The 12,779-nt window shown below is 53.7% G+C and carries 9 protein-coding genes and 2 tRNA genes; 2 read left to right on the top strand and 9 right to left on the bottom strand.

Annotation, left to right across the window (positions count from 1 at the left end):
- Window positions 1-94: 94 nt before the first annotated feature.
- The 4 genes from ABXT62_RS03155 to ABXT62_RS03140 form a co-directional block, all read right to left on the bottom strand.
- A tRNA-Tyr gene (locus ABXT62_RS03155) sits at window positions 95-178 on the bottom strand.
- Between the two features lie 67 nt (window positions 179-245).
- A complete protein-coding gene (locus ABXT62_RS03150) occupies window positions 246-1,769 on the bottom strand; it encodes an AMP-binding protein (protein WP_415357095.1) in 1,524 nt (507 codons plus the stop codon).
- Window positions 1,770-1,911: 142 nt separating this feature from the next.
- Window positions 1,912-1,987, bottom strand: a tRNA-Thr gene (locus ABXT62_RS03145).
- Between the two features lie 179 nt (window positions 1,988-2,166).
- Window positions 2,167-4,047 carry a TonB-dependent receptor plug domain-containing protein gene (locus ABXT62_RS03140; RefSeq protein WP_415357094.1) on the bottom strand — a complete coding sequence of 627 codons (1,881 nt, stop codon included), beginning with the start codon at window positions 4,045-4,047 and terminating at the stop codon, window positions 2,167-2,169.
- 90 nt (window positions 4,048-4,137) lie between these two features.
- Between ABXT62_RS03140 and ABXT62_RS03135 the strand changes: the two genes are divergently transcribed.
- On the top strand, window positions 4,138-4,494 hold the full coding sequence (locus tag ABXT62_RS03135; protein WP_415357093.1) for a transmembrane 220 family protein: 357 nt from the start codon (window positions 4,138-4,140) through the stop codon (window positions 4,492-4,494).
- A gap of 29 nt (window positions 4,495-4,523) precedes the next feature.
- Here the strand turns inward: ABXT62_RS03135 and ABXT62_RS03130 are convergent, their stop codons facing one another.
- The 4 genes from ABXT62_RS03130 to ABXT62_RS03115 form a co-directional block, all read right to left on the bottom strand.
- A complete protein-coding gene (locus ABXT62_RS03130; RefSeq protein WP_415357092.1) occupies window positions 4,524-7,430 on the bottom strand; it encodes a c-type cytochrome in 2,907 nt (968 codons plus the stop codon).
- Between the two features lie 70 nt (window positions 7,431-7,500).
- Entirely contained in the window at window positions 7,501-8,274 is a 774-nt protein-coding gene (locus ABXT62_RS03125; protein WP_415357091.1) for an SDR family NAD(P)-dependent oxidoreductase, read from the bottom strand.
- A 91-nt stretch (window positions 8,275-8,365) separates the two neighbouring features.
- Window positions 8,366-10,363, bottom strand: a complete 1,998-nt coding sequence (locus tag ABXT62_RS03120; protein ID WP_415357090.1) for a DUF3604 domain-containing protein — start codon at window positions 10,361-10,363, stop codon at window positions 8,366-8,368.
- Window positions 10,347-10,640 carry a hypothetical protein gene (locus ABXT62_RS03115; protein ID WP_415357089.1) on the bottom strand — a complete coding sequence of 98 codons (294 nt, stop codon included), beginning with the start codon at window positions 10,638-10,640 and terminating at the stop codon, window positions 10,347-10,349. The genes ABXT62_RS03120 and ABXT62_RS03115 overlap by 17 nt, the downstream gene beginning before the upstream one ends.
- A 32-nt stretch (window positions 10,641-10,672) precedes the next feature.
- On the opposite strand from ABXT62_RS03115, the gene ABXT62_RS03110 reads away from it, so the two are divergent.
- Complete coding sequence (locus ABXT62_RS03110) at window positions 10,673-11,038, top strand: hypothetical protein (protein WP_415357088.1); 366 nt, start codon at window positions 10,673-10,675, stop codon at window positions 11,036-11,038.
- A 24-nt stretch (window positions 11,039-11,062) separates the two neighbouring features.
- Here ABXT62_RS03110 and ABXT62_RS03105 read toward each other — a convergent pair whose 3' ends face one another.
- A complete protein-coding gene (locus ABXT62_RS03105) occupies window positions 11,063-12,637 on the bottom strand; it encodes a sulfatase (RefSeq protein WP_415357087.1) in 1,575 nt (524 codons plus the stop codon).
- Window positions 12,638-12,779 lie beyond the last annotated feature (142 nt).

The raw sequence follows: 12,779 nt of genomic DNA, 5'->3' as shown, positions 1-12,779 counted from the left end.
AAATGGCCACACCTTAGCCTTCCATGGAACACCAATGTCCCAATCGCCCCTATTTAGCCCCTAAAATCTCACGCCACCTCAGAGTCTTTATTCATGGTGGAGGGGGGTGGATTCGAACCACCGAAGCTCGCGCGTCAGATTTACAGTCTGATCCCTTTGGCCACTCGGGAACCCCTCCGAAAGGCGGCATATTGTCCTGATCGACCGCCCCGTTGTCAACCACAGACCCCAACAAAATGATCAACTTACGTCGCTTTCGAGCCATATTCCTTTCGCATGGTCTCTTTTTGGACCTTACCCATGGCATTACGGGGTAGTTCGTCAACAAAAAAGACTCTTTTTGGCACCTTGAAGTTTGCGACCCTCGCCTTCAGCGCGTCCCGGACCTGCTCCCCAGAGAGGATGGCATCATTAACCAATACTACTACCGCCACAACGACTTCTCCAAAATCTGTGTCCGGCAACCCGATAACAGCAGACTCCTTCACCCCTGATAATTCGTCTATCAGCCGCTCTATCTCTTTTGGATAAACATTCAGGCCACCACTGATGACCATGTCCTTGGACCGTCCGACAATCGAGATATAGCCCTCCTCGTCCATGCACGCCTGATCACCAGTGATAAAAAAGCCGTCCGAGGTAAAATCTTCGGCAGTTTTTTTCGGCATATTCCAGTAACCACTAAAGACATTTGACCCACGAACTTGAAGCCCTCCTACGACTTTTCCTTCCAAGATCTTATTGTCGGCACCACAAATCCGCACTTCTACACCCGGCAGAGGAAACCCCACGGTTCCAGCTCGCCGCTCCCCACGCAACGGGTTAGACGTATTCATACCTGTTTCGGTCATACCGTACCTTTCCAGAATGCGGTGACCCGTGCGCTGCTCAAACTCAACAAAAGTATCTGCCAGCAAGGGCGCAGACCCAGAAACAAACAGCCGAACACGGACACAATGTTGGACATTGAAATCCCGCTCAGCCAGTAGACGCGTGTAATAGGTTGGCACGCCCATCATAACGGTGCTGTATGGCAGGTTTTTCATCACCGTTTTGACGTCGAACTCATGCAACCAACGCAGGCTACTCCCACTCATCAGGACACAGCCAATAGCCACAAATAAACCGTGCACATGAAAAATCGGTAGCGCATGAAGCAAGCAGTCATCCTCACCAAAACCCCAGTAATCAACCAGCACTGAGATATTTTCCACTAGATTTCCATGGGACAACATTATGCCCTTGGGTCGCCCCGTGGTTCCGGAGGAGTAAACCAGTGCCGCTAGGTCTGCTGCATTTGTTGCTGCCGTATCAAACCGGACCGAGCACTGTTGTGCGCCCTGCATCAACGTGCCACCTCCGTCAGCATCCAACGTACACAAATAGGGTGTGCCCACGCTCTGACATAAAGCCTGCAAGGCCTCGCTTCGGTTACTGTCGCAGACTAACATCGCAGGTGCAGCATCCTGCAAGAAAAAGTGCAGCTCCTCATCGGTATAGGCTGTATTTAAAGGATGAAATACCATTCCCGCCCTCACTACCGCGAGATATAACCACAGGGCCTGAGGCGACTTTGGCACCTGCGCCGAAACGCGATCGCCTCTTTTTAGGCCCATCTCTATCAGGTAATTAGCAATCTGCGCGGAGCAATGCTCGGCGTCTTCGTAGGTATAAAAAGTGCCCGCATTGGTCGTCAATAACACCGTTTCAAGCGCGGGGAAATTGCGTCTGAAAGATGAATATAGATTTAACTGACTTTTGCTACTCATCGACCGCCCCGTCCCAGTGTTATCGACACGAAAACTCTAACCCAGTTGGCATTCCATTTGCCGGAACACGAGTAAGCTTAGCGATACAGCACCGCAAACCTGCTGAGACTCCCAAGCCTGTCACTGGAAAGGACATTCAATATGGAGCTGGCGAGAGGAATCGAACCCCCGACCGGCTGATTACAAATCAGCTGCTCTACCTACTGAGCTACGCCAGCCTTGTTCAACGCAGGACAGATGGACACCTGACCTGTTTGAAGGGGTGCGATTGTAGATAAAGAGCATTGTCGATGCAATCGCGGGACGGAAATAATTTTTTTGGGAATGTTAGTGGCGAAGGCGACCGGGGAGTCTGTATCAGATTACACATTAACCGGACGTATTCGTTGTGCATAACCTAATGACTAAATACCACACCGATTCGAAATTCCCGCTGCGGGGCGTTAAAGCCCACTGCGGTTTCATAATGCTCATTCAGCAGATTGTCCGCAGAGAGTTGCACCTGCCAAGCCGCCACTGGCTGCCAGCGCAGCACCCAGTCCAGCCGACCGAAGTCATTCAGCTCCTCTGTCACCTCTGCACCGGTATGCCGCGAAGCCGCCCACTGCCGGCCGGTATACACATAGTCCAGCGCAACATTTAACTGCTCGGTAATGTGCCACTGGGCGACTGCACTGGCAGTCCATTCAGGACGACCTGTGAGTACCGTATCCTCATTCTTGACGTCGATATCGGTATAGGTTGCCTGGCTACGCAAGCTGAATGCTGTCACTGGCTGCCAATCGACCTGCAACTCCACACCACGGGTCTGCACATTGCTACGATTGACGTTGCGAAAGGTTTCATCATCGAAATCTACAAGGTCGCGAAAATCATTGTGGAATACGGTGGCAGCCAAGCGCAGCACATCAGCGGCCTCCCAGGTCACACCGAGATCCCAGCTTTCGCCTTGCTCAGGTTTCAGGTCTGGGTTGCCCACCAATGCATGGCCAAGGGCAAAAAAACTGGGCAGTTTGTAGGCCTCACCCCAGTTTGCAGCGACCGCAACACCCGAACCGACGGTGTACTGCACCCCCGCCTGAAATGACGTTTCGCTATCAAAGCCCTCCGGGTTGTCATAGCGCAGGCTACCTTGTAACAGCAGCGCATCCGTTGGACTAGCAGTGACGCCCGCAAAGAAACCAGCGGTATCGCGATCCAGGTCGAAATCCGTAGGATTCAGATCTCCAAAGTATTCGATAAAGCCTTCGCTTTGACCGTCTTCATGCCGATAATCTGCGCCCACGTTGACACTGTAGCCCTGCGCCAACTGCAGCGAATTAATCCATTGCAAATGATCACGCGTAAACTCTGTATCTGCTGAATTCGGAGGCACTTCAAAATACGGCGGAATTCCTGGCGACTGGTAACGGTCTTTGGCCTCAAAGCGATTGGCCGTCACCGCACTACGCCATACGGATGAAATCTGGGCCGCCCAGCCCAGATAGACAATTTTCTGGGTGTAGTCGCTTTTATCTTGCTCATCAAATAGAGCATATTGCGGCCCACCGCTCTGCTCAGGATAAGATGTTCTATCGCCATCGATGTAGCGGTAACCGAGGTTGATGTCATGACCTGCAACAGGCTGCCACCCTAAGCGTAGATGCGCGCTATTATTTTCTCGGCTGCTCCCTGGCACTGGCTCACCGTCATCGCGCGTCGCCAGTTCCAATGTGTAATTGACATCACCCACACTACCTAGCGCACTGAGACCCACCTCGGAGTAATCGTGCTCACCCAGCTCAACATACACATCCTGATTATGACCCTGCGTCGGTTTGCGGGTAATAATATTGATAACACCCGCTAGTGCATCTGAACCGTAAATAGCCGACTGGGCACCACGCACTACCTCTATCCTATCGACCATGTTCGGATTAAGATTTGCAAAGTCAAAACCACCTCCGCGAGAGTTGGTGGGATCGTTTACTGCTATACCGTCTACAAGCACAAGCGTAAAATTCGATTCACCGCCACGAATGGATACCGCGGTCAGCCCACCAGGGCCACCCTGCTCTTCCACTAAAAGACCCGGTAACGTTTTTAACAGGTCGGCGACCGTGGTTTTGTTCAGCGCCTTGATCTGCTGTGAATCCAGTACCGACACTGACGAAGTGAGTGCGCGCTGGGGAGACAACGTCCCTGTAATCAGAACATCCTCCATAATAGGATCAACAGTAGCGCTAGCACCGCCTGCTATAAGCAAAATAGCGGTAAAGAAAGTTACTTTTCCTTGCATTATTTATTCCGCATTCCTAAATTTGATTGTGAATCTACGATACACTTTCCCTTCGCATAGTAAGGTGTTTGCAAGGAGCTCTGGTCGACTATGGCAACTACCGTACTCAACGCAATTTTCCTCATCATTTATCTTCTGTGCGCTACGGTACAGTACAACGATACCGATGCCATTTTATGGATCTGTTGGTATTTAGCGGCCGCCGGCATGTGCATCGTTGAGTTTCGCCTAGAACCGCCGCGCTGGCCACCGCGCGTATTGGCGGTCATTAGTGTGGCCTGGATCGGCACTCTACTGCCCAGTATTGTCGGACAGGTATCTCTTGAAGACATCTTTACATCCATCAGTATGAAAACAAACACTGTAGAACAGGCTCGAGAAATTGGTGGGCTGCTTTTAGTCGGGCTTTGGGCAGGCGTACTCAGTTACCGCGGACGTGTGGTGTAATGCTAGCATGACACGATCTTCAACTGTCTTCACTCCTTGCGCTTGATCAGGATTTTCTCGCCCTTGCGATACATCAACATCGTGTTGACCGTACCATCCTCGTCAACGATAAATTCAAGTTTCACGTTCTCCCCGCCGGCGCCAGCCATAAAAGTAGTCGCACTTAGCGGTTCCATCAGGCCACCGCCATACATGGGAACTTCAAGATGCAACCCGTCGGATTTTTCGATGACTGTAAATGTCACGAAACTGATGGAGTAGGCACCCTCAAATGACCCGTAACCGCGATCGTAGGGCACAGACTGCAGTTCCGCCACCGTCCAGGGCAGCGTTCGATCGGCACTAGCCACGCGACTCTCTGCAGCAGTGGTGACGCTGACAGGGTCTGCTTTATTTCCCCAACTGCGCCGCACATACGTCATCAGTCCAGCAAGCGTTTCATCATTCAGCTCGGACAGGTGTCCGTGAGCCGGCATGACGCCATTCCAGATTTCCCCTTTCACTTCCACGGGACCATTCAATCCCTGCAAGATGATCCGCGCCAGCCATTCCGGTGGCCCAGTTACCCAGATAGCGCCCACCAAGGACGGAGCCAAGCCCGCGATGCCAGCTCCATCGGCAGAGTGACAAGTACCGCACTGCAAATAGAAACGCTCTCCAAGTGCCATCCCCTCCAACTGCCCGGGGCTCAATGGCATAATGCCCAGAGCGAGTTCATCGCCGGGCCAAGTAAAAGCCGCCCGGCCCCTCATACGAGCTTCCCACAATGGGTCCTGCTCACTGATGGAACCGTCAGAGAATATCTCAGGCGACGCCTCCAGAACGGCAGGAACAAAGTCCGTACTGGCCGCCACGCTCTTTATGCCCTCAAGCATCGCCATCTGTTGCCAGGCGTTGTCATTGCTGCGAGATTCCGCCAGAGCCAATAATTCTAGCAGTGCGGGATTGGCACTTTCGCCCGACGTAATATCACCGCGTAGACTGCGGTATGCTCCACTGGCAAGTGAGCTCAAGGCGGTTCTTGCGGCTTCAGACACAGCCCCCAGATGCTCGGAACCTAGGTACTCACGTAGGAATAACAGCTCTTCTCCTGCCACTGCACGCACGACCGCCTGTCGTATATAGGGACTTTTAAGGCTAGCCGTCAGCAACGTTACGAGAGCGCGCCGCACACTCGCGTCAGATGCATGATCTCCCATGGCAAAGGCCAGCTGCATTGACAACACGTCAGCAGAATCCGGCGATAGCTCCTCATACAATGTCACCAGATCAGCAGCAGACAGCAACGACCGTCCAGCACGCAGGGCCTGAATCTGCCGCTGTGTGTCATCCAAGCGCGCAATCTTCATGACCAACTTACGCTGCAATTCACCCCTGCCGTGTAACGTCCAGATAGCGTGCAAGGCCGCAACCGTATTATCGCTAGAGGCAATCGTTGCCAAAGCCACTGCATGATCGCCGCCGCGACCCAACAATAAGCGCTGTGCCGTGTCACGCACCCAGCCATTGGGGTGGCCCAGCGCGAGGATCAGCTCTGCGTCGCTGGCGTCGCCAAAATCAGGAAAGTGTCGCGCCGTTTTTCCGCCGGCATGTCGAACACGCCAGATACGCCCCATACCGACAGGTGTCTCCAACTCCCTTGCAAAAACCTGCTCCCGCAGTTCGTCGGTCATGTAGTAATCGTCCTGCACGATGCCGCGATACATGTCGATAATGTAGAGCGCACCATCAGGACCATTCATTGCATCGACCGGACGGAAGCGTTCATCTGTTGAACCTAAGAAATCTCGCTTGCCCCATTTATCATCGTCATAAAGACGCTGGGTAGCCTTCAGTGCAATGCCCTCCTCGCTAATCGCAAACTGAGCAACGACGTTCCCCGCGACTTCCGGCACGAACACATCAGCGTGATATTCCTTTGGGAACTGGTCACCACGATAAGATACAAGGCCGCTAACCCCGGTGGCCTCGTTGAGACGTCCATCCTCTCGCAAAGTGCCAGGCAGGTAGGCACGATTGACGCCCGGGTTAACGCGCACGGAATAGACATTCGCGGGATTCGTCAGATTCACACCCAGTCCCTCGGGGTAAGTCTGCTCATGCGGCTGCACAATATCTTCAGCCGCAAAAAAATCTGCCTGCAACCAGGTGGAATTGTGGTTGTACAGCAGGCGGCCAAAGTCATCCTTGGTGATACCCCACTGCCCACGGAAAAAACCTTCGCGCTCTAGCAATTCACCGGCTTCGATGCGCACACTACGCGACGATTTAGAATTGTAAAACCAGTTATCCAGCCCCTGCATCAGGCCGTTTTCCATATGCTCTACATTCGCTGTTTCAACGTCATCCGCATAACTTCCAATACTGCGTTTTTTCTCACAGAGGGCACTGCGGGTGGGCAGTTCGCAGAGCCATAGATTAGGCGGCTCGCCAATTAGGATGCCCTCATTCACCACTGCCACCGCGCGCGGATTGACCAACCCGCCAAGAAAAATCTCGCTAGTATCCATGCGCCCATCACCATTGGTATCCTCCAACCGCACCACGCGACCTACCGGTAGATCGCCACCAGCACCATAGGCATCGAGCATATAACTTCGCATCTCGACCACGTAAAGACGGCCGTACTCATCCCAAGCCATCGCCACCGGTTCCTCTACCAGCGGCTCTGCAGCGACCAGTTCAACCTCAAAGCCCGGAGCAATACTAAAGGCCGACAGTGACTCTTGCGGTGACAATACTGGCGCAGGTTTATTGTCCAGCGTTTCATAAAACAGCGGCTCGCTGCCATTTTCCTTCAGCCAAAACCACTCAAAATCGTCGATACGGTAATTCTCTCCCAGTTGAGCTTCCAGCGCGGCGGGCTTTAGAAATACCAGGAAGTAACAACCGGCTCCCACGGCGACTAACAACAAGAGAACAATAATTTTTTTCATAACGACGATCGTTGATTTCTAGGAGGCATATGCGGGCACAGTCTATAGTGAACGAGCCGTCTGACTCAGACTAAAAACCTTCGACCTGATGTATCTGCTTCCAGATAAGCCCGGGGAGCAGTCGACGCATGATTGCTCCAATCTTGGCATCGCGAGTCGGATAGACAAAAAACTTACCTTTTTTGAGGCAGCTCTCAATGGCATCGATAACGACTTTGGGGGCTATGGGTTCTGATTGCTCTTCTAGCATCTTTGGCCAAGCGGAATCGCGTCCCTGCTGCAGTAATGGCGTGGCAACTGCCGGAGGACACACACAGGCAAAACGAATGCCAGAGTTGAGGTTCTCGTGGTACAGGGTCTCCGTAAAGGCGCGCACCGCAAACTTCGTTGCCGTATAAGCGCCGGTTAACAACATTGGAATAATACCCGCCATGGAGGCGAAACTCACAAAATCACCGTGGCCTCGTTCCAGCATTCCCGGCAATACCGCTTGTGTAATGTTAACCAGGCCACCGTAGTTAATCGCCATCTGTTTGTGAATAATGGCGTTGTCCTGCTCTACCAGTTTGCCAAATGGCATAATTGCTGCGCAGTTATATAACCGATCAATGGGCCCATGCTTTTCTTCAACGTCTCGCACTGCGGCGCAGACGGCGGCAAAATCGGTCATGTCCACGGTCCAGCTGTGAATACTGTCAAATGTCCCCACTGTTTCAGCCATTCCGGCGGCATTGACATCGAACAATGCGACTGTGGCCCCTTCCGCAGCAAAACGTCTCGCGGCTTCACGGCCCATGCCGCTACCACCTCCGGTAATCAATATTACTTTTGCTGAGTTAGACACGTTGATATCTCCCTATTATTAAAATGTCGACCAAATTATAGCGCGACTCAGCAGTGTGACATCGACAGTTCTGTAAATGCCTATTGCTGGTTCAATTAGACGACCCATTTACTCGGGACGCGCTAACCCCTAATGCGCCAGAATCGGGTGCCGAGGCAGGGCTATACCAAACCGGAGAAGACCATGCCCGTTCCTGCACAATAGGGCGGTGTTCCGCGACACAACAGCCTTCATAGCCATCACTGATAGTCTCGGGCCGCGCACAGTTCACACCCGCCGCGGCGCACATCCGCTGGCTCCAGCGACAGGTTGGATTCTCTACCGCGCGCGAGTAATAGTAAGCGCGCTCACTGGGATCAAAATCCTTATCGACCCATACCGTGCACAGGTCAGCAAAACCGCTGCCGCTGGCGGCGCAGGACTGCAGGTCGACCGCAGCACCGTTGTCGGCATTACCGGCTACATCCACGACGCGCTCGTGGCGCTGACCGCTTGCATCCACCCAGCCCTTGATCACCTGCAAGCGCTGCAAAGGTGTGCCCGGAGTAGTCGGCGTTCCGGCATCCTGACTGGCCGTGACAAGGAAGGTAGGTCGCGTGTGTGCGCCCCGTTCATTAGGCAATATTGAGCCCATGGGAACACCGTCGGCATAGGCGCGTTCAATACGATTGGGGGCCTCGCACAGGTTCGCCGGAAAATCCCAGCCGGCGAAGAATCGGCTAATAATACGCGGGCCGCTGGTGCCATAGGCTTCGCGCCGGCGCATTGCATCAAATAGCGCCTCGCGGCTATTTTCATGCGCCCACAAAACAGCGAGCCCACCCGGGTTGTAAATCAACTCATCAGGCAGACCAAGTGGAATTTCCTTTTCTGCAGACACACCGGCACCACCGTGACCCAAGAACAGATCTTCACGCGCTGCACCGGGCGTACCCAGGTGCGTATCTGTGCTGGCAATCACGCCAAACTGGTAGGGGTTTACACCCAGTTCGTTTTCGATCACCAAGCCATCGACCAGCACTTTGCGCACAAAACCGGTGTTCGGCGTGGGCGGGTCATTGAAACCGGCAATATTATCCTTGGGTAACTGCTCGAACGCGCACAGTTCATCCTCCGTGACACCCATCTCGAAGTAACATTCAGACGCGCCCTTGTGCTGCATGATCTCTACCAGCGGCTCAAAGCGCGCACGCGAGGCCGCATACTCTTCAGTCATTGGCGCCCCGTCATCCATCAGGCCAGTAAACATCGAGCCGGCACTGTAATTGGAATTATGAGGGATCACGAGGGAATCACAGCCGCTCCCTGAGTCGTTACAATTATCTCGCAGGGAAGCCCACAGCAAATGTGCCGCAGGCTCGTCGATAAAACTGGCGGGAAGCCGCGGGACCTCCGCGTTGCGAAACACGACATTACGGTGCAGATTGCCGCCGTTGGACGAATCCATACCGGTCCATTCGTATCCTACAAACGTGGTGAACTCGCAATCTGCGCTGCGATCGTAAAAGTCCTCAGCTGCCTGTTGCGTTGCCTGCCAGGGTTGCAATGCCGCACGTAGGCACAATGCAGCGTCATCGCCGCACTGGCCCAGATGCGATTGCTCAATCGTTGCCATATAATTGAACAAATAGAATGCCCCACGCGACCAGTGACGATAGACGAGGCACTGCCAGGAGTTGTAACCTTCAAACTCCGGCGTGTTACACATATAAACCTCACCAATCAATTCCGCATGATCCGACACCATGGCGAAATCTAGCGGACTGGATAGTTGCAGCGAGCGCTCGGCCTTACCGTCCGGCGTCCACGGTTGTATGCCGATACGCTCGCCACGCGCAAACTGATAGGCCTGTGCTGGGGTGGTGCGTGTTCCCTGGGTGCTAGCATCCAGCGAGTAACGCGTGTGCACATGCAAATCCCCAAAGAAAGCTCGTTTCTGAGGCGCCTGCGTTGCGCATGGTACGCGCTCAGACTCAGCCGCCGTGGGCACCGCGAACAACGCCAAAACGCTGAATAACGTGCCAATGATAAAAAACTGTCGTCCAGTTTGAACCCGCTTACGTCTGCCTGAATTAGAAACCACTGACACTCTCACTCTCCTCCCAGCCATAGCGCACTGCCCTAGCTTCTATTCCATTATTGTTGTTGACGCTGGCGGGCTCCGTATAGAGTTGCCATCGGCCACCTCCAACGCGGTATTCCAGCGAATGTCCAGCCGCGGACGGCGTAATCACCAGCGCCCCCTCCTCCAAAGAGAGAGTCGGTGCGGGCGTCACCTGCCGCTCGCCGCTCGGCTCGAGCCTAGCGACCATAGCGGATTCTGACTCCGCGCTCCAGTCCCCAGCCCTTGCCAGCCAGGCATCCATCTCAGCGCGCAGGCGCGTGGGGAGTGCGCGTCATGTCGCCCCACCCACAGCTAAGCCGTGGTGCCATCGCACTGATGGTACGCTACATTGTCGACCCGAACGCTGCCGCCAATGACAGCGGGCTAACAACGAAGGGGGTGCTGACTTTCCAACAACACCTCGATAATTCCCGCGACCTGGGTATAGCCGGGAAACTCAATGCCGACCAGTACCTGTTTGATCTCAGCTACAACGACCAGGGTGCTAACAATGTTCCCGCCTTGACCGCACGGCGAACCTATCGCCTGCGGCATCCGCTAGTGCTGGCGACTGATTTCAATGAGCTTGAGAATGGACTGGTCATACAGGTCGATCAACTGGATAGCCAGATCGTCATCATGCGCAGTGAGCAAAGATAATCCCAGCAATAGCAGGTCACACCATCACAACCACATCATCAACTTCTCAACCGCTCGAATCGCCGGCCCTTGGTACCACGGCACCTCGGGGTCAATCTCTGGCACCTGGTACTGGGCCCGCAGGGCCTGCAAGCGCTTCTGCAGATCCTGGGTGATAGCAGCGTAACCCTGTTTGCCGTAGAGATTCACCTGATCCTCTGGATCGGTCACCAGATCAAATAATTCCCACTCATCATTCTGGTAGTAGTAAACCAGCTTATAGCGCTCGGTACGGACACCGTAGTGGCGGGCGACGCCGTGAAAGCCAGGGTTTTCGTAGAAGTGATAGTACAGGTCGCGGTGCCAGGGCCTGGGGCTGTCCTTAAACAACGGCAACAGACTTACCCCATGCATTGGTGTTTTGGGTGCTACACCCGCAGCGGCCAGCAGTGTGGGCGCAAAATCGATGTTCTGTACCAAAGCATCCGATGTGCTGCCGGGCGTGATGTGTCCTCGCCACTCCATCAGCAGCGGCACCTGAGAGGACACCTCATCCATCCAGCGTTTGTCGAACCAGCCGTTTTCTCCGAGGAAAAAGCCTTGGTCAGAACTGTACAGGACGATAGTATTTTTCATCAAACCATTAGCCTCGAGATAATCCAACAGCCGGCCTATCTGACGATCCATGCTCTTCACTGATGCCGCATAGGTTTTGACATAGCGTTGGTACTTCCAGCGTAGATCGTCCTGTCCTGTCAGATCCGCTTTTTCATACTGAAGATTGCCCTCGGCAAATGCATTTTGCCATAGCGCAGCTTGTTCAGGCGTCAGATCCTTACCCATACGCAGTTTGACGTCGTTGTCGGTCATGTAATCTTCTATTCTCATACGCGCTTCGCTGCGCGCTTGCGTCAGGCCATCCAGATTTCGGAACAGGGAGTCGGGCTCCTTGAGCTGCGCTTCCTCATTCCAGTCGCGCAGTTCCTCCGGCCCCGGCAGCCAATCGCGGTGTGGCGTCTTGTGGTTGTAAAGCAGGAAGAAGGGTCTGTCTTCTTGTTTCGCCTGCCCCAGCCAGGCAATCGTTTTATCGGTCACCAAGTCCGCGACGTAACCCGTCGTCTCTTCCACACCATTGGAAGTTCTGAATACTGGGTTGTAGTAGGTACCCTGCTCGAACACGTTGTCGATGACGTCCCAGTGATCAAAGCCCACGGGGTCGCTGTACAAATGCCATTTTCCGATAACCGCAGTTTGGTAACCGGCCCCCTGCAAAAGACTGGAAAGCGTTTGTTGCTCGCCATCGAAGGGACCAGACCATTCATTACTGTAGAATCCGTTTGCGTGACTATGCAGGCCGGTAAGCAATGTCGCTCGACTAGGTCCGCAGATCGCATTTCCGACATAGGCGCGATCAAACCGGATACCGCCCGCTGCAATGCGGTCAATATTGGGGGTCTCCACTAAGCTGTCACCGTAGGCACTGACGGCGCTAACGGCGTGGTCATCGGAGAAAATAAACACAATATTGGGACGTTCCCTGGCAGCTAAACTCATGCTAAAAGTCAACGATAACAGTGTCGAAACCAGTCGACCTGTTTGATTCCCATCAAACTTAAGCATAGACATACCCCCATTATTTTGCGCTCAGTAGTACCCCATCTCACCCACAAAGGGAATCTATTTGGAAGCGATATACATTATCAAATACAACGACATAGGCCATTTCCGCATGTTCCGAACAATATGGTTTAGAAGCACACAT

It is taken from the genome of Halioglobus sp. Uisw_031 (assembly GCF_047729875.1).
Taxonomy (GTDB): domain Bacteria; phylum Pseudomonadota; class Gammaproteobacteria; order Pseudomonadales; family Halieaceae; genus Marimicrobium.
Note: the sequence above shows the minus strand (reverse complement) of the source record. Positions and strands in the feature narration are given on the sequence as shown.

Bases quoted from the DNA above. Each gene is read 5' to 3' on its own strand.
- ABXT62_RS03130 (WP_415357092.1), bottom strand. From the start codon at position 7,430: ATGAAAAAAATTATTGTTCTCTTGTTGTTAGTCGCCGTGGGAGCCGGT.
- ABXT62_RS03115 (WP_415357089.1), bottom strand. From the start codon at position 10,640: ATGGATGCCTGGCTGGCAAGGGCTGGGGACTGGAGCGCGGAGTCAGAA.
- ABXT62_RS03105 (WP_415357087.1), bottom strand. From the start codon at position 12,637: ATGCTTAAGTTTGATGGGAATCAAACAGGTCGACTGGTTTCGACACTG.
- ABXT62_RS03140 (WP_415357094.1), bottom strand. From the start codon at position 4,047: ATGCAAGGAAAAGTAACTTTCTTTACCGCTATTTTGCTTATAGCAGGC.
- ABXT62_RS03150 (WP_415357095.1), bottom strand. From the start codon at position 1,769: ATGAGTAGCAAAAGTCAGTTAAATCTATATTCATCTTTCAGACGCAAT.
- ABXT62_RS03110 (WP_415357088.1), top strand. From the start codon at position 10,673: ATGTCGCCCCACCCACAGCTAAGCCGTGGTGCCATCGCACTGATGGTA.
- ABXT62_RS03135 (WP_415357093.1), top strand. From the start codon at position 4,138: ATGGCAACTACCGTACTCAACGCAATTTTCCTCATCATTTATCTTCTG.